Source organism: Actinoplanes sp. NPDC049265, assembly GCF_043197135.1.
GTDB lineage: Bacteria > Actinomycetota > Actinomycetes > Mycobacteriales > Micromonosporaceae > Actinoplanes.
Window position 1 is genome coordinate 223,381 of record NZ_JBICSP010000014.1, and the last position, 14,844, is coordinate 238,224.

General features: G+C 67.8%; 19 protein-coding genes. 11 read left to right on the top strand and 8 right to left on the bottom strand.

Translation table 11 applies throughout. The annotated features are described in order from the left end of the window. Positions 1-9: 9 nt before the first annotated feature. Together ACGFIO_RS30155 and ACGFIO_RS30160 are read right to left on the bottom strand one after the other, a co-directional pair. Positions 10-327, bottom strand: coding sequence for a hypothetical protein (locus tag ACGFIO_RS30155; RefSeq protein WP_392830951.1), 318 nt, complete (start codon positions 325-327; stop codon positions 10-12). 3 nt (positions 328-330) lie between these two features. Next, positions 331-789 carry an ester cyclase gene (locus ACGFIO_RS30160; RefSeq protein ID WP_392830953.1) on the bottom strand — a complete coding sequence of 153 codons (459 nt, stop codon included), beginning with the start codon at positions 787-789 and terminating at the stop codon, positions 331-333. 56 nt (positions 790-845) lie between these two features. Between ACGFIO_RS30160 and ACGFIO_RS30165 the strand changes: the two genes are divergently transcribed. Genes ACGFIO_RS30165 through ACGFIO_RS30175 form a run of 3 tightly spaced genes read left to right on the top strand, consistent with a single transcriptional unit; the run spans position 846 to position 2,289 of the window. Continuing rightward, positions 846-1,472 carry a TetR/AcrR family transcriptional regulator gene (locus ACGFIO_RS30165; RefSeq protein ID WP_392830955.1) on the top strand — a complete coding sequence of 209 codons (627 nt, stop codon included), beginning with the start codon at positions 846-848 and terminating at the stop codon, positions 1,470-1,472. Further along, positions 1,447-2,121 carry a lipoyl(octanoyl) transferase LipB gene (gene lipB / locus ACGFIO_RS30170; protein WP_392830958.1) on the top strand — a complete coding sequence of 225 codons (675 nt, stop codon included), beginning with the start codon at positions 1,447-1,449 and terminating at the stop codon, positions 2,119-2,121. The genes ACGFIO_RS30165 and lipB overlap by 26 nt, the downstream gene beginning before the upstream one ends. A 3-nt stretch (positions 2,122-2,124) precedes the next feature. Next, on the top strand, positions 2,125-2,289 hold the full coding sequence (locus ACGFIO_RS30175) for a peptide ABC transporter substrate-binding protein (RefSeq protein ID WP_392830960.1): 165 nt from the start codon (positions 2,125-2,127) through the stop codon (positions 2,287-2,289). Positions 2,290-2,307: 18 nt separating this feature from the next. On the opposite strand, the gene aspS is transcribed toward ACGFIO_RS30175, so the two are convergent. Then, entirely contained in the window at positions 2,308-3,555 is a 1,248-nt protein-coding gene (gene aspS / locus ACGFIO_RS30180) for an aspartate--tRNA(Asn) ligase (RefSeq protein WP_392830961.1), read from the bottom strand. 370 nt (positions 3,556-3,925) lie between these two features. Here aspS and lipA point away from each other — a divergent pair, with 370 nt between their 5' ends. Then, positions 3,926-4,822 (top strand): lipoyl synthase, encoded by an 897-nt coding sequence (gene lipA / locus ACGFIO_RS30185; protein ID WP_392831068.1) that lies wholly within the window; start codon positions 3,926-3,928, stop codon positions 4,820-4,822. Between the two features lie 274 nt (positions 4,823-5,096). Here lipA and ACGFIO_RS30190 read toward each other — a convergent pair whose 3' ends face one another. Beyond that, complete coding sequence (locus tag ACGFIO_RS30190; protein ID WP_392830964.1) at positions 5,097-5,639, bottom strand: CGNR zinc finger domain-containing protein; 543 nt, start codon at positions 5,637-5,639, stop codon at positions 5,097-5,099. A gap of 84 nt (positions 5,640-5,723) precedes the next feature. On the opposite strand from ACGFIO_RS30190, the gene ACGFIO_RS30195 reads away from it, so the two are divergent. Beyond that, positions 5,724-6,623 (top strand): alpha/beta fold hydrolase, encoded by a 900-nt coding sequence (locus ACGFIO_RS30195; protein ID WP_392830967.1) that lies wholly within the window; start codon positions 5,724-5,726, stop codon positions 6,621-6,623. 329 nt (positions 6,624-6,952) lie between these two features. Here ACGFIO_RS30195 and ACGFIO_RS30200 read toward each other — a convergent pair whose 3' ends face one another. Beyond that, positions 6,953-7,528, bottom strand: a complete 576-nt coding sequence (locus ACGFIO_RS30200) for an NADPH-dependent F420 reductase (protein ID WP_392830968.1) — start codon at positions 7,526-7,528, stop codon at positions 6,953-6,955. Positions 7,529-7,620: 92 nt separating this feature from the next. Between ACGFIO_RS30200 and ACGFIO_RS30205 the strand changes: the two genes are divergently transcribed. Then, positions 7,621-8,133: a MarR family winged helix-turn-helix transcriptional regulator gene (locus ACGFIO_RS30205; protein ID WP_392830971.1), complete on the top strand. Its 513-nt coding sequence runs from the start codon at positions 7,621-7,623 to the stop codon at positions 8,131-8,133. On the opposite strand, the gene ACGFIO_RS30210 is transcribed toward ACGFIO_RS30205, so the two are convergent. Further along, complete coding sequence (locus tag ACGFIO_RS30210) at positions 8,100-8,975, bottom strand: glycosyltransferase (RefSeq protein WP_392830974.1); 876 nt, start codon at positions 8,973-8,975, stop codon at positions 8,100-8,102. The two genes, ACGFIO_RS30205 and ACGFIO_RS30210, sit on opposite strands and share 34 nt — an antisense overlap. A 579-nt stretch (positions 8,976-9,554) precedes the next feature. Here ACGFIO_RS30210 and ACGFIO_RS30215 point away from each other — a divergent pair. Next, entirely contained in the window at positions 9,555-10,268 is a 714-nt protein-coding gene (locus ACGFIO_RS30215; protein ID WP_392830977.1) for a hypothetical protein, read from the top strand. 211 nt (positions 10,269-10,479) lie between these two features. Here the strand turns inward: ACGFIO_RS30215 and ACGFIO_RS30220 are convergent, their stop codons facing one another. Next, complete coding sequence (locus ACGFIO_RS30220; protein ID WP_392830979.1) at positions 10,480-11,028, bottom strand: GNAT family N-acetyltransferase; 549 nt, start codon at positions 11,026-11,028, stop codon at positions 10,480-10,482. Continuing rightward, positions 11,025-11,804: a GntR family transcriptional regulator gene (locus ACGFIO_RS30225; RefSeq protein WP_392830982.1), complete on the bottom strand. Its 780-nt coding sequence runs from the start codon at positions 11,802-11,804 to the stop codon at positions 11,025-11,027. The genes ACGFIO_RS30220 and ACGFIO_RS30225 overlap by 4 nt, the downstream gene beginning before the upstream one ends. Positions 11,805-11,954: 150 nt before the next feature. On the opposite strand from ACGFIO_RS30225, the gene ACGFIO_RS30230 reads away from it, so the two are divergent. The 4 genes from ACGFIO_RS30230 to ACGFIO_RS30245 all read left to right on the top strand — a co-directional run bounded on the left by ACGFIO_RS30230 (position 11,955) and on the right by ACGFIO_RS30245 (position 14,743). Continuing rightward, a complete protein-coding gene (locus ACGFIO_RS30230) occupies positions 11,955-12,824 on the top strand; it encodes a hypothetical protein (protein ID WP_392830984.1) in 870 nt (289 codons plus the stop codon). A 63-nt stretch (positions 12,825-12,887) separates the two neighbouring features. Next, positions 12,888-13,343 carry a single-stranded DNA-binding protein gene (locus tag ACGFIO_RS30235; protein ID WP_392830986.1) on the top strand — a complete coding sequence of 152 codons (456 nt, stop codon included), beginning with the start codon at positions 12,888-12,890 and terminating at the stop codon, positions 13,341-13,343. Positions 13,344-13,353: 10 nt separating this feature from the next. Next, a complete protein-coding gene (locus tag ACGFIO_RS30240; protein ID WP_392830989.1) occupies positions 13,354-14,268 on the top strand; it encodes an FtsK/SpoIIIE domain-containing protein in 915 nt (304 codons plus the stop codon). A gap of 178 nt (positions 14,269-14,446) precedes the next feature. Continuing rightward, on the top strand, positions 14,447-14,743 hold the full coding sequence (locus ACGFIO_RS30245) for a hypothetical protein (RefSeq protein ID WP_392830992.1): 297 nt from the start codon (positions 14,447-14,449) through the stop codon (positions 14,741-14,743). Positions 14,744-14,844 lie beyond the last annotated feature (101 nt).

Genomic DNA, 14,844 nt, shown 5'->3' on the forward strand with positions numbered 1-14,844 from the left:
GCCCACCGCTCAGGTGAGCGGCGATCCGGCGACCGGGTCGAGCAGCAGGTCCTCGACACCGAGGATGTCGCTGACGTCGAAGCCCCGCATGTCAGCCGCCAGTTCGGGGCTGGCCCCGTAGGCGGCGAGGAATTCGGCGGGGTCGACGTCCTCCCGGAACGAGATCAGGGCGATCAGACGGTGCGCTCCGGCCTGGTCATCGGTCCAGAAGCCGTGCACGGTGACACCGAACTTGGGCATGCCGACGATGTGCCGCGGCCAGTGCACGGTGGCGTACTGGTGAAGCGCTCCGGTCGTGCGCAGGGTATAGGTCTTGATCTGATACACGATTCATGCTCCCGTGACGGCCACGATCGCCGACTTGAAATCGGGGTCGGCCCCGATTTGAGCGAGCAGCACGTTCGCCGAGTTGTAGCAGTCGAACCGTTCGATTTTTCCGTTCCGGAGAAACCAGAGATCCGCCGTCGGTACGTCGATACGGTTACCGGTCGGCGGGATTTCGCCGGCCGGGGTCGGGAATGCGCCGCGATGCGTTCCCTGAATGCGGAGTTCGACGGCGACGACGTCACCGAGCGCATGCACTTCGAGCAGTTCCCGGTGGACGTCGGGGAAGACGCCGGCGAAGCCGTTCACCGCCTGCGGAATCTGGTCCCCGCGGAAGGTCAGTGAATTCGGGATGTCGTTGAATGTTCCGTCCTCGGTGAACAGGGCGCGGAAACCGCCGGCGTCGAGGGCGTTCCCTTCCGCCAGCCGGTAGGCCTCGCGGACAACCTCTTCGTTACTCGTCATGACGGCCAAGCTAACAGGGTTTTTGACCGTACAGTCAATAACGTAAGCTGGCTCACATGCCTCGTCCCCGCAAGTTCGTCGAGAGCGACGTCGTCAGCAGCGCCGGCGAGGTGTTCGCCGTGCACGGCCTCGCCGCCGCGACGCTGGATGACCTGGTGCGGGCGACCGGTCTGGGCAAACAGAGCCTGTACAACGCATTCGGCGGCAAGCGGGAATTGTTCTTCCGGGCCCTTTCCGAGGATCGGGAGGAGGCGACCCGCGCCGTCACCGAAGCGCTCGGACACGACGACGCTTCGCCGCTGGAACTGATCCGCGGTCACATGCTCCGGATGGCGATCGAGTTCAGCAGCGGTGATCGGCGGGTCTCGCTGACCACGCGGGCACTGGTCGAATCGACCGGCGAGGAGGATCCGCTCTCGACGGCCACCAAGGCCGGCATCGAAGAGCTCGCCGGGATCTACGGTCAATGCCTGGAACACGCACGGGAGAACGGGGATCTCCCCGAGGACGCCAACGTGCAATCGCTGGCGGTCTACTTCGTCGCCGTCACCCGGGGGATGGAGCTGCTCGGCCGCGCCGGTGTCGGCCGCGCCGTTCTCACCGCCGTCGCGCTCGACTCGCTTCGCGCGCTCCACGGGAAGCGGATGGAGGAGGCCGATGACCACCCGCGGCGGCCGGAGTAGCGTTGGCGGCGTGACCAGCCCGACGCTCACCATTCTGCGGCCCGGCCTCGTCGACTACCGCGAGGCCTGGGACGAGCAACGCCGCATCCACGAGGCCGTCGCCGAGGGCAAGCAGCCCGACACCGTCCTCCTGCTCGAGCACCCCAGCGTCCTCACCGCCGGCAAGCGCACCGAGCCGGCCGACCGCCCGCTCGACGGCACCCCGGTGGTCGAGGTCGACCGCGGCGGCAAGATCACCTGGCACGGTCCGGGTCAGCTGGTCGGCTACCCGATCCTCAGGCTGCCCGACCCGATCGACGTGGTCGCGTACGTCCGGCGGACCGAACAGATGTTGATCGACGTCTGCGCCGAGTTCGGCGTGACCGCGACCCGGGTCGAGATCAAAGGGCGCAGCGGCGTCTGGGTACGCGCGGACGACCGCGGGCCCGACCGCAAGATCGCCGCGATCGGCATCCGGGTGGCCCGGGGCGTGACACAGCACGGCTTCGCCATCAACTGCGACTGCGACCTGTCGAACTACGACCGGTTCGTGCCGTGCGGCATCCGCGACGCCGGCGTCACCTCGCTCTCCTGGGAGCTGGGCCGCGACGTCACGGTGGCCGAGGTGCAGCCCGTGGTCGAGCGTCACCTGCCCACTCTGCTTACCTAGAGCATGGCCTTCGAGAAGGATCCGACCGACCCGCGCGTGTTCATCCCGCGGCCGGGCGGCGGTGTGACGCTGAACTACGCCCACGGCATCTCGTGGGCGATCTTCCTGAGCATGACGGTGATCCCGCTGGCCGTGGTCATCGGGACCACCGTCCTGCTACTGCTCTGAGGCGTTTGTCCGGCCGGCCTAGGGCGCTATCCGGTGCAGGTCGCGGGGGAACGCGGTGACCTCGCGGACATTGCGCGCCTCCAGCAGGCGGGCGACGAAGCGCTCCAGGCCGATCGCGAAGCCGCCGTGCCGGGGCATGCCGTAGCGGAAGGCGTCGAGATAGCCCGCGTACGGCTCGACGTCACCGTCGAGGGCTGTCACGTAGTCCTCGTACCGGTGCAGCCGTTGCCCGCCGGTGACCAGCTCCATCCCGCGGAAGAGCAGGTCGAAGCCGTTCGAGTAGCGCGGGTCGGCCGGGTCGGGATGGGTGTAGAAGGGACGTTTCGCCATCGGGTAACCGGTGACGAACACGAATTCCGAACCGTGCTTCTCCTTCGCCCACGCGCCGACGGCCCGCTCGTGCGCCGGCGCCAGGTCCGGTTCGTCCTCCGGAGCCCCGGCGATCTTCAGCGCTTCGGTGAAGTGCACCGCCGGGATCTCACTCGGTGTTTCCAAGGCAGCCCACGGCTCGACCGCCGCCGCCATCCCGGCCAGCGCCGACGTCAGCACCGCCATCACGTCCCGGTGGTCGGTGATGAAGCCGAGCTCGGCGTCCAGTGACGTGTACTGGGCCAGGTGCCGGCCGGTGTCGTGCGGCTCGGCCCGGAACACCGGGCCGACCTCGAAGACCCGCTCGAACACCCCGACCATCATCTGCTTGTAGAACTGCGGCGACTGGGCCAGATAGCCGGGCCGGCCGAAGTAGTCGAGAGCGAAGACGTTGGCGCCGGACTCGGTCGCCGACGCCACGATCTTGGGCGTGTGGATCTCGACGAACCGCTGTGCCGCCAGCGCCGACCGGAAACCCTCGGTCGCCGCGGCGGCCACCCTCACCGCTCTCGACCGCGTGGGGTGGCGCAGGGCGAGAGCGGCGTGGTCCAGCTGGGTGGGCAGGGTCGCGGTGAGTTCCGGGCGGTGCAGTTCGAGAGGCAGGGGTACGGACACAGCGCTCTGTACGCGTACCCGTGGCGAAATGAGCTCGACCCCCGCCGGAGCCGCCGCGTTGACGCTGACCTTGGCCGTCACCTCGATCACACTCTCCTCGGAGATCGCCTCGATCTCCGCGCGTGTGGCCGGGTCGGTGACGACAACCTGGGCGAGCCCGGCGGCGTCGCGGACGATCAGAAAAGCGACCTGTTTGAGAATTCGGCGGCGGTGCAGCCACCCGGCGATAGTGACCTGTTCGCCGGGGTGCATCGGCAATTCGGTGGAAAGAATGCGTTGCATTGGTACCTCCTCTGGTGCTGCCCCAGGGAGGTGTGGGCGAGCGGGATCCTCGCGGTGCCACCACACCTTCGCGCCTTTCGGCGCCTCTTGGTGTTGCCGCAGCTCAGGAGTGTCTTCCCACCTCGGCGCCGGGCCGCACTCACAGCAGTCGAGCGGCTCTCTCGGCCGGCGTGATCGAGGCGGTACTTGGTTCCGTCACAGCCGATGGACCGGACGTTAACAGGGGGCGACTCCCCGGCAAAGCGGGTTTACACGTGTCACGTGAGGGCACTCACACCGCCAGTCACGTGAGCCACGTCGCCCAAAGGCCAACGCTGCCGCGATCCGGCGTAACCTCGGCTTTGTGACTATCGCTCCCGAGGGCCGCCGCATGCTGCGCATCGAAGCGCGCAACGCCGAGACTCCGATCGAACGGAAGCCTCCGTGGATCAAGGTCAAGGCGAAGATGGGCCCGGAGTACACACAGTTGCGTGGTTTGGTGCAGCGTGAGGGTCTGCACACGGTTTGCCAGGAAGCGGGCTGTCCCAACATCTACGAGTGCTGGGAAGACCGCGAGGCCACGTTCCTCATCGGCGGCGACCAGTGCACGCGGCGCTGCGACTTCTGCCAGATCGACACCGGCAAGCCGGCCGAGTTCGACGCCGACGAGCCCCGCCGGGTCGGCGAGTCGGTCGCCACCATGGGCCTGCGCTACGCCACGGTCACCGGCGTCGCCCGCGACGACCTCCCCGACGGCGGCGCCTGGCTCTACGCCGAGACCGTCCGCCAGATCCACAAGCTCCAGTCCGGCTGCGGCGTCGAGCTGCTGATCCCCGACTTCAACGCCGACGAGACCCAGCTGGCCGAGGTCTTCGGCGCGGCGCCCGAGGTGCTCGCGCACAACGTCGAGACCGTGCCGCGCATCTTCAAGCGCATCCGCCCCGGTTTCCGTTACGAGCGCTCGCTGGGCGTGCTCACGTCGGCCCGGGGCGCCGGCCTGGTCACCAAGAGCAACCTGATCCTGGGCATGGGCGAGGAGCGGGCCGAGGTGTCCCAGGCGCTGCGCGACCTGTATGACGCCGGCTGCGAGATCATCACGATCACGCAATACCTGCGGCCGACGCCGCGGCACCACCCCGTGGAGCGCTGGGTCAAGCCTGAGGAGTTCATCGAGCTGCAGGCCGAGGCTGAGGCGATCGGCTTCGCCGGGGTGATGAGCGGGCCGCTGGTGCGGTCTTCGTATCGTGCCGGGCGGCTCTACCGGCAGGCGCTGGACGCTCGCGGCTGAGCCCGGCCTCATTCGGCGCGCTTGGCCCGGCTTCATTCAGCGCGGCCTTTACTCAGTACGGCTTGGCCCCGCTTTATACAGCGCGGCCTTCACTCAGTACGGCTTAGCTCGGCTTCATTCAGCGCCGCCTTTACTCAGCGCGGCTTGGCCCGGCTTCATTCAGCGCCGCCTTTACTCAGCGCGGCTTAGCCCGGCTTCATTCAACGCGGGTGGGCTCGGCCTTACTCGGCACGGCTGGGCGCGCGGCCCTATTCGGCATCGTTTGAGCCCGGCCCTACTCGGCGCGGTTGCGCATGGCGGCCTTCTTGGCGCGGTTGCCGCAGGTGGCCATCGAGCACCAGCGGCGTGACCGACCTCGGCTGTTGTCCAGGAAGACCGCGACGCAGCCCTCCCCCTCGCACACCTTGATCGTCCCGTCCCTGGCCCCGCCGACGGTGTCCACCGCGTCGACGGCCACGATCGCGAGCGCCGACCGGGCCGCGTGCGCCGGCGGGAAGCGCCAGCCGGCACCGTGGTCGCCGAGCACGCGTACCGCGTCATGCCGGTCGGCCCACGCGTTCAGCAGGTCGCGGTCGTCGGGCGGGACCGTTGCCGCCTCCGCGACCGCGCGCGCCGACCGGTAGATCGCCTCCCGCAGCTCGCGCGCCTCCCGCAGCAGCTCGTCACTCACCCGCGACCCGGGCGCGCTCAGCCCGGCGGCGGCCAGCCAGGCGGTCAGGTCCGAGGGATCGCGCAGCTGCTCCCGCGGCGCCGGCTCGAGCCGGAATCGGGCCGTCTTGGTGAACAGCAGCGACAGAGGTTGCTGGATCTCGAACACGGAACCACCCTAGCCGGTTCGCTATCGTCTACGCTACGGTCTCGGAACCGGCTTAGGTGGTTCAGCAACTTCGAAAGGAAACCCATGGACGTCACCGTCGACAAGGTGCCCGGCCTCCCCGAGGGGTTCGCCGACCAGTTCCGCAGCGAGCGTTACGACCTCGGCGACATCTCCCTGCACGCGGTCACCGGCGGATCCGGTCCGGCGCTACTGCTGGTCGGCGGGTGGCCACAGTTCTGGTGGCAGTGGCGCAAGGTCATGCCCGCGTACGCCAAGCACTATTCGGTGATCGCGGTGGACCCGCGCGGCGTCGGCGGCTCGGACATGCCCGAGGACGGCTACGACAGCGCCACGGCGGGCGGCGACCTGGCCCGGCTGATGACCCTGCTGGGCCACGAGCGGTTCCGGCTGATCGGTCACGACGTCGGCATGATGATCGCGTACGCCCTGGCCGCCGACCACCCCGGCCGCGTCACCCAGCTCGTCCTGGCCGAAGCCGCCCTGCCCGGCCTGTCCACCGACCCCGGCGCCCTGCCCACGGCCAATCCCCCGGTCGAGAAGATGTGGCACTTCATGTTCAACCGCCTGCCGTCGGTCAACGAGCGGCTGGTCGAGGGCCGCGAGGATGTCTACTTCGGCGACCAGTTCGCGGTGAAGGGCGCCACGCCGTCGACCATGCCGCCCGAGGTGGTCGGCGTGTATGTCGACGCCCTCCGCCGGCCCGGGGCGCTGCACGCGAGCTTCCAGTACTACCGGGCCCTGGACATCACGATCGCCCAGAACCTGGAGCGCTCCCGCACTCCGCTGCCGATGCCGGTCCTGGCGATCGGCGGCGCGACGTCCCGTGGCGCTGGGGTGGCGGCCGACGTGCGCCGGGTGGCCACGGACGTCACCGACCTGGTGGTGCCGGAATGCGGGCACTACGTGCCGGAGGAGACGCCGGACGTCTTCACCCAGGCGACCCTGAGTTTCTTCGGCGCCTAACGCGACTTCGCGGCCGGATCGCCCCCTCCGCGATCCGGCCGCGCCCACAACCCCGCCCCAGCCGAAACCGGCGCCACCCCGCCACGCCCACAACCCAGCCCCAGCCGAAACCGGCGCCACCCCGCCACGCCCACAACCCCGCCTCAGTCGAAGCCGGCGCCATCCCGCCGCGCCTACAGCCCCGCACCGGCCGAAGTCGACACCGGCCGGCCTGGATGATCTTGAGCGTCGCGGCGGGCCGCCCCCTCCCCCACCCCGGCACTGGGTGGGCGTCAAAGTAGCGGCCGGGTACGACAACTTTGGGCGCTGTCCACAGGCTCGCCGGGCGGTCAGGCGATGACGGCGAAGCCGCCGGTCCAGCCGACCTTCTCGCCGGCGGCCAGGGTGACCTGCAGGAAGGCGGTCGCCTCGAGCTCGCGGGCCCGCTTCAGCGAACCGGCGTCGATCGCCTTCAGGCCACCGGCCGACACGATGCCGGCCAGCAGCGCCTTGGCGTCGGTGTCGTCGCCGGCGATCAGGACCGTGGTGGGCTCGGTGCCGACCGTTCCATTGTGCAGAGTGGCGGCGAAGTTGGTGTTGAACGCCTTGAGGACCCGGGACTGCGGGAGCTTCGCGGCGATCTCGGCGGCGGCCGAGCCGTCGGCCGGGACGGTCAGCGAGTCGAAGGTTTCGAAGTTCAGCGGGTTGGTGATGTCCACGACGATCTTGCCGGCGAGCTGGTCGGCCCGCTCCTCCAGGACCTTCGCGATCGACGGGTAGAGCACCGCGAGGATCACGATGTCGCCGGTGATCGGCTTGGCGACGTCGGAGGAGTTGAACAGCTCGACGGAGTTGCCACCCTTGGTGACGACGTTGGCGATGGCCTGGCCCATGTTGCCGGTGCCGAGGATGGTGACGTGGCTCATGATGCGCTCCCTGATCAATAGGTTGTCGCTACAACAAACACCATAGCCGTACGCGAGTTGTTGCTACAACCTTTTCGAGGGAGAATGTGACCATGGACTCGCCCTGGCTCGACAAGAAGCAACTCGCCGCGTGGGTACGGCTGGCCGCCGTGGTCGAGTTGCTGCCCGGCGTACTGGAACGGCAGCTGCGCCGCGACGCCGAGCTGACCCACTTCGACTACTTCGTGCTGGCGATGCTCTCCGAGGCGACGGACCGCACGCTGCGCATGACCGAGCTGGGCCGGCAGACGAACGCCACGCTCCCCCGGCTGTCCCACGTGGTGCAGCGGCTCGAGGACCGCGGCCTGGTCGAGCGTTTCCCATGCCCGCAGGACAAGCGGGCCACGAACGCACGGCTGACCGACGCGGGCTGGACCAAGGTGCAGGCGACGGCACCCGGTCACGTCGCTACCGTGCGTACCCATGTCATTGATCCTCTGACCCCGCGGCAGCTCGCCCAGCTGACCGAGATCGCCGACGCGATCCTGCAGCACCTCGACCCCGACGGTGCGATGAGCGGTGTCTACAACCGCTACGACAACGAGTCCGGCCAGGACGACACCTGAGGCGTGCCTTCAACCGTCCTCATCCGTCCCGCTCGATGAGCGGTCATCGACAATGCCGCGTACGCACTGATCCGAAGGCCGTGCCGAAACGCGAGCCGGACCAGACCGGCGCCGTAGGTGTCCCGGACGGTCCGCGGCCCGACCGAGGTCAGGTCACCTCCGGCCGCCATCGTGGCAGCGGCCCGCCCGGCCCGGTAACGCCCGCGAACCAGGCCCGCGACGGTGTAGTCGCCGCGGTGCCGCACGATCAGGTCGGACGCGTACCCGATGATCGCGCCGGAGCGGACGATGCGGCGCGCGAGTTCGCGGTCCTGGGATTTGACGAACCGTACGTCGAACCGGCCGGCCCGCCGCAGGAGATCCGCCCGTACGCCGAAATTGCCGCCGTTGAGATAGTCGACCGGCCCGCCGGCCCGCGTGTTGACCCGGTCTCGATTGTCGAAGGCCAGCCGCCGGAGTCGGGAGAGCGGCCCGGGCTCGACGTCCTCCACGATCCGGCCGGCCAGGCCGTCGAAGGTTTCCAGCCCCCGCGCCAGAACGGTGAGCCACCGCGGATCGGGCTCGACGTCGTCGTCCAGAAATCCGATCAGGTCGCCGCGGGCCACCTCGATCGCCGCGTTCCGGGCCGCGCTCACACCACGGTGATCCGGCAGCCGGACCACCTCGACGCCGGTGCACTCGGCGTGCCGGGCGACGCCGCTCAGGTCGGGCGCGGGCCCGCCGTCGACCGCCACGATCACCTCGAACGGCGGGGCCTGATCCTGCTGGGCGAGCGCCTCCAGCGTCGTTCGCGACGAGTTCCGGCCGGTGGTCGGTATGACGACCGAGACGTGCTCGTACACCGAAGTGATGGTACTGATCAAGACAGACGGAACGGCGGCCGCGCCGGGAGCGCGACCGCCGTTTCGATGACCGTACGGGTCAGACGTTGTAGTACATCTCGAACCAACCGTGCGTTCGCCGTGACCTGGCGCGATGGCGGTGACCGGCCGTCTGACCTGCTTCAACAGTGGGCATCGATTGTCATCGTTTTCGGTTGGTTTCTCGGCGGGTTTGTGCCCTGGTTGGGCCGAACGATCTTGACCGTCGTTCGCGGGTTTGACCTTCAGGCGGGCGTCGCGAGTAACCTGGTGGGGCATCCCGTCGCGCAAGCCTCGCTCGGCCGGGCCGCGCTCGGCTGGTCCAGGTGGAGCGCCCCACTGGACGAACGACCTGGACCAGCCGAGCGCGGTCTGGTGGCCTCCGGTGCGCGATGCTTCCCCGCCGGTGTTGGGACATCCCAGAGCACCCCAGGGTCCAGGGGCGGAGCCCCGGCCGCCGGAGGCCCTGTCCGGGTCGTAGGGCCGGAGGCCCTGCCCGCCGGAGGCGCAGTGATGCCGCCCTCCGAGCGCTTGCGGAACCCATTTACCTTGGTAAGTGAAATGAAGAAGAGAATGCAGCTCTCGGAGCCGTGGCATCGGCGACCGAACGGGCTCTACGTTCCGCGAAGCTACTCATCCGCTGAGGCTGAGCGGACCGCCGAACGTTCCTCCATCCGGGATTCTGTCCGGCGTCGTGCGCCCGACTGGGTGATGGCGACCGCCTCGGTCCTTAGCGTGGGCGCTGCGCTTGTATCGACTCTGATTGCCAGCGACGCGCTCAAGGCGCAGTCCGCCGCGCAGTCCCGGGAGATCGTGAAGGACCAGATGGAGATCAACGCGATGAACGCGGAGAGGAGGGAAAAGGCCGAGGAGCTGGCTAACCGGAGGTCCGAGAGCGCGCGGAAGGTCACTTGGTGGTCCAGCACCGCTGACTTGACACTTAATGTGAGGAACGCGTCCAACGGCGAACTCTACTCGGCCGGCTTCAACTACCTTAAGACCGACAGGTCTGTTATATACGTGACGATGCCAAGCGTTCCCCCGTGCACCACGCTTTCGCTATCGCTTCTGGGTCCAGCACTTCAGCAGGCGGGAATCTCGGACGCCGTGCCGACTGCTCTGACCTTCAGCGATGGGGAAGGGTTCTGGACTCGTTGGGTCGGGGGAGGTCTCGAATACCGGGCTCGGACAGAGCAAGAAGTTCGGGTTTTCACCCACGCGGCCTTGTCCGACAGCGACTCCGGGCGCTACACCAAGATCGACGGCTGCGTCTAGCGACGATCGAAAGAGCCGGTTTGTAGAGCCTCGATCATCCTCGGCGGATGATCGAGGCTCTTTCGCGTCTCCCGGTAGCCGCAGCGAGGACTGCCGGGCCGCGCCGTGAGCGAAGCGGCAAGGCGCGGTCGGCCGGCAGAACCCTTGCGGCGTGCGGCCCGAAGGGCCGCCTTGAAGACGTATAGAAAGTTCTCACCGGGCTGCGGCGTGTTCAGCCGTCCTCAGTGAGCTCTCGGATGGCCGGACCTAGGCCGAGCGTTACTCTGGCTCGGCGCTCGAACAGTACGCCGGATGGAATGCCCGGTGCCTGCACCGTCCGAACCAGGTGAAATCCGTGTTCCAGGTAGTACTTGTGCAGCTGGGTGTTGCTGGTCCACGCATCGAGACGTAGCCAGCGGGCTCCCGCTGCTTCTGTGCGCATACTGGCCCAGTCGAGGACTGCGGAGCCCAGGTGACGGATGCCGGCGTCGCGGCTCACGACCAGCCGATGGACGTACCGACCGTCTTCCGGCTTGTCCTCCGGTAGCCAGAGGCGTGGGTCGGCGAAACGGTCAAGCGTCACCGTCGCGACGGTGACATATGGGGGTTGCTCGATCAGCCAGCAGGTTCCTGCCTCTATCGCTGCCTCGATCCCGTCGAGCTTGACCGGGTATTGCCACTGATCTTGGCCCAACTGTCGGAGCCACGCGGAAGCACCGTTCCACAGGCCGGCGACGATGTCTCGGTCGGATTCTCGCGCAGCCCTTATGACCAGGGTCACGAGTGACTTCTCCCGGTGCTCCCGATGGGGCGCCCTTGGTCATCGATCGGGTGGATCCGCTCGTACATGATCACGTGTCGGTCACCGGGTAAGACGAAGACGTCACACCGAACCGGTTCCTCGCTTGCCGTGAAACCTGTTACGACGTGCATCGCGACGGGTGTCCCTGCGCTGAGCCGCAAACGGCCGATCTCATCGGGCGTCGGCATGCGGACGAAAAACTCATCGATGGCGTACCGCTCACGGTACCCGCGCTCGGCCAACACGTAGTTGCTTCCGCCGGGGATATCGGCGGGGTCCATGATCTCGGTGTCGTGCACCAGCGCGTAGGGGTAGTAGGTGTCGTTGATGTGGAAGGGCTCGCCGTCGAGGGAAATGATGCGCTTTCGCGCGACCACCTTGGAGCCCAGCTCGATCCCGAGTCGCTCAGCGACTAGCGGGTCAGCCTTGACGACCGCGATCTCAATTTCCATGGACGGGTTCCGTCCATGTCGCGTGAAAGCGGCAGTGAAGCGATCCATCGTCGGGCTTGTCGGGGCTTCCCACCCGTCCTGCGGCCGATAGACCATCTGCTGGCGGTCACGCACCGTAACGCCGCGTCCTTGGTGGCTGACGACCAGGCCCTCGTTGATCAGCTCCGCCACGGCCTGGCGTGTAGTCATGCGGGCTACGCCGTATCGCTCGGATAGCTCTTGCTGGGTGGGCAGCAGCGACCCGGGCGGGAGCTCGCCAGACTGAATCTTCTCTCGAAGCTCGCTAGCGATCTTCCGGTACATCGGCTGCCCTGCCCTCACTGCCCATTTCTACATGGCATGAGCAAGATTTGTCTAGCCAATTTCGCATCACCCCTTGACCGTGTCCCAACTTCATCCGTAAATTTGGCTAGACAACATAGATCTTCTAGCCAATATTGGAGGGGAGTGATCGTGGGAAGGAAACTTTTCGACCGCACGGTGAGCGAGTTCGCGATCGTCGATCCGCCGGTGTCGCAGTGGTACGCCAGGCGCGCCGGCGTATCGGCTCTCGTCGTGGGCCTGGGGTTCGACGCGCTGGTGACGGCGGTGTTGAGCGTGTTCTGCCCGCTGTTGCTTGCGGTGGTGCTAGGTGCGCTGGCCGGCGTGGTCGCCGCGTTGGTGACAGCGGTGCTGGTGCGGGTCTGGCCGGTGCTGCGGTCGCTTTGGTGGTGGTCACTCGAGATCACGGCCGCGGTGCTCGCGGTGGGTGGTTGGGTCGCGCTGGCACATGTGACGGTTTGGTGGGTCGCTTCGGCGGTCTTGCTGGCGTTGGTGGCGGCGGTGTTCGTGCCGTCGCGGTCGCGTCGGTTCGTCTACGCGTGGTCGTGGTGTCTGGTGGTTCGTCACCGGCTGCGGTTGTGCTTCGCGACGCTGGTGCGTTCGCAGGTGCGGGTGACCGGCGGCCGTCCGGCTGCGTTGCCGTTGCTGTTGTGGGCGCGGCCGACGCTGGCTGGCGAACGGGTGTGGTTGTGGCTTCGCCCGGGCCTGTCGCTGGAAGACCTGGATGGCAAGGCGTCGCTGATCGCGGTGGCGTGTATCGCCAAGCAGGTCCGGATCGCGCCCGCGTCAGAGCGCTACGCCGCGTTGTTGCGCGTCGACATCGCTCGCCGTGACCCGCTGGCGGGCCGGATCGATTCGCCGTTGGCGCTGTTCATCCCGAGCCTGCGCGGCAACACCGAGGCGGATGTGCCGGTGTCCCCGGCCGTGTCGCCGGTTGGCCTGGAGCTGGCCGACATCGAAGACCCGGCACCCGAACCGCCACGTCGCGGGGGTCGCGGATGACCTCCTACGGCTGGGTGCCTGTGCAAGTGAAGTCCCGTGCCATCACCGACAAGGAGAACTGAGATGGCCAACGAAACCAACCTGACCATGGTCGGCAACCTGACCGCCGACCCGGAACTGCGGTTCCTGCCGTCCGGCACGGCGATGGTGAAGTTCACGATCGCGTCGACGCCGCGCACCCTCGACCGCCAGTCGGGGGAGTGGAAGGACGGCGACCCGCTGTTCATGAACTGCACGGCGTTCCGTGACCTGGCCGAACACATCGCCGAGTCGCTGACCAAGGGCACCCGCGTCATCGTGTCGGGCCGGCTGAAGCTGACCCGGTGGGAGGACAAGGAAACGGGCGACAAGCGGTCCGCGTACGGCATGGACGTCGACGAGATCGGCCCCAGCCTGCGCTTCGCCCAGGTCAAGGTGCAGAAGATGAACCGTGGCAGCAAGAACGACGGGTTCACCCCGGACGTGCCGCAGGACGACGAGTGGAGCATCGCCGCTCCGGCTGCTCCGGCGAAGGTCTGAGGGCTGAGCTGTGCAGCACGTCGTCGCCGTGAACGGCTCACTCGGCCCGGTCAAGCCCGGTCTGCCCCTGTCCATCTTCGACCCGGTCCCGATCGGGATCGACGAGTTCGGTGTGCAGGTGCTGGTCCGGCTGATCTGGCGGAATCTGCTGATTGGCGGCGAGCCCGGCGCGGGTAAGTCGGCGCTGCTGAACGTGTTGGTCGCCTATGCGGCGCTGTGCCTGAACTGCAAGCTGATCCTGTTGGACGGCAAGCAGGTCGAACTCGGGCAGTGGCGTAGATGCGCTGACGCGTTCGTCGGCCCGAACATCGTCCAAGCGCTGGTCCTGCTGACCAAGTTGCAGAAGATGATGGACAACCGGTACGCGTTCCTGCTCGACGCCGAGCGACGCAAGGTCGTCGAGAAGGTCCCGACCCTGTCACCGGTCACCGGGGAGATCAGCTGGGTTGCGGACGCGTTCCTGCCCTATGTGGTCGCGATCGACGAGATCGCCTACTACTCGGCCACGACCGGGGACAAGAAGCAGCGCGAGGAGTTCGCGGCGCTGCTTCGCGACCTGGTCGCCCGTGGCCGGGCGGTCGGCATCATCGTCATCGCCGCCACCCAACGCCCCAGCTCGGACATCATCCCGACCTCGCTGCGTGACCTGTTCGCGTGGCGGTTCGCGGGACGGTGCACCAACGATTCGTCGTCGGACATCGTGCTTGGGCACGGCTGGGCCAACAAGGGCTGGTCCGCTAACGCGGTCAGCCCGAACAACCCCGGCGCCGGCCTGCTGATCGCTGAAGGCGGAAGTCCACAGCTGGTCAAGACCGCCTATCTGGATGACCGCACGTGCGCGGCCATCGCCGCTTACGCGGCCGAACTGCGCGCCACTGCCACCGCCGCCCGCCCGCACCTGAGCGCGGTCCCGGCGGCGGCTTGACGCGCCTCACATGACCTCCCGAAACCTTCGGGCGGACAGCGCAACGCCACTGGAAGGAGTTCGATCCGTGACCACCAAAAGGTATCCCACCCGCCGGCCGCCGATGTCTCGTAGCGGCCTCGCGGTCCCGCAGGCTCAGGCACCCGTCCGGTACCTGGACCACCAACAGCCTCCGGTCGTGTTCGTCAGCGAGCAGGCCTACGCCGAGAAGTTGCGGCAGGACGAGATCGTCTACGCCCGTTGGGTCAGGCGGCAGGCCGCGATCCGCGAGCGTGACGCCAAAGTCCGCCGGTTCTGGCTCGGCTTCGGCGCGATTCTCGCGCTGGCTTTCCTGGCCGCGCTGGTGGTCGCTGGCTGGCTGCTCTGGACCGCTGTCGGGCTCGGCGTACTCGCCGTCCCCGTCGTGGTCGTCCTCTCGATCGCTGCTGCGGTCGGCGGACACCGCTGCATCACCATCGTGCAGCACTGGCACTGACCAGCACCAACAACTGCAACCCCGGACCTCGGTCCGAGCGGACGACACCAGATCCAACCACCAAGCAAGAGCTGGTGCCGCCGCCCCATCACCAACCCACT

Bases quoted from the DNA above. Each gene is read 5' to 3' on its own strand.
- ACGFIO_RS30160 (WP_392830953.1), bottom strand. From the start codon at position 789: ATGACGAGTAACGAAGAGGTTGTCCGCGAGGCCTACCGGCTGGCGGAA.
- ACGFIO_RS30165 (WP_392830955.1), top strand. From the start codon at position 846: ATGCCTCGTCCCCGCAAGTTCGTCGAGAGCGACGTCGTCAGCAGCGCC.
- lipB (WP_392830958.1), top strand. From the start codon at position 1,447: ATGACCACCCGCGGCGGCCGGAGTAGCGTTGGCGGCGTGACCAGCCCG.
- ACGFIO_RS30175 (WP_392830960.1), top strand. From the start codon at position 2,125: ATGGCCTTCGAGAAGGATCCGACCGACCCGCGCGTGTTCATCCCGCGG.
- aspS (WP_392830961.1), bottom strand. From the start codon at position 3,555: ATGCAACGCATTCTTTCCACCGAATTGCCGATGCACCCCGGCGAACAG.
- lipA (WP_392831068.1), top strand. From the start codon at position 3,926: ATGCTGCGCATCGAAGCGCGCAACGCCGAGACTCCGATCGAACGGAAG.
- ACGFIO_RS30195 (WP_392830967.1), top strand. From the start codon at position 5,724: ATGGACGTCACCGTCGACAAGGTGCCCGGCCTCCCCGAGGGGTTCGCC.
- ACGFIO_RS30200 (WP_392830968.1), bottom strand. From the start codon at position 7,528: ATGAGCCACGTCACCATCCTCGGCACCGGCAACATGGGCCAGGCCATC.
- ACGFIO_RS30205 (WP_392830971.1), top strand. From the start codon at position 7,621: ATGGACTCGCCCTGGCTCGACAAGAAGCAACTCGCCGCGTGGGTACGG.
- ACGFIO_RS30215 (WP_392830977.1), top strand. From the start codon at position 9,555: ATGAAGAAGAGAATGCAGCTCTCGGAGCCGTGGCATCGGCGACCGAAC.
- ACGFIO_RS30225 (WP_392830982.1), bottom strand. From the start codon at position 11,804: ATGTACCGGAAGATCGCTAGCGAGCTTCGAGAGAAGATTCAGTCTGGC.
- ACGFIO_RS30235 (WP_392830986.1), top strand. From the start codon at position 12,888: ATGGCCAACGAAACCAACCTGACCATGGTCGGCAACCTGACCGCCGAC.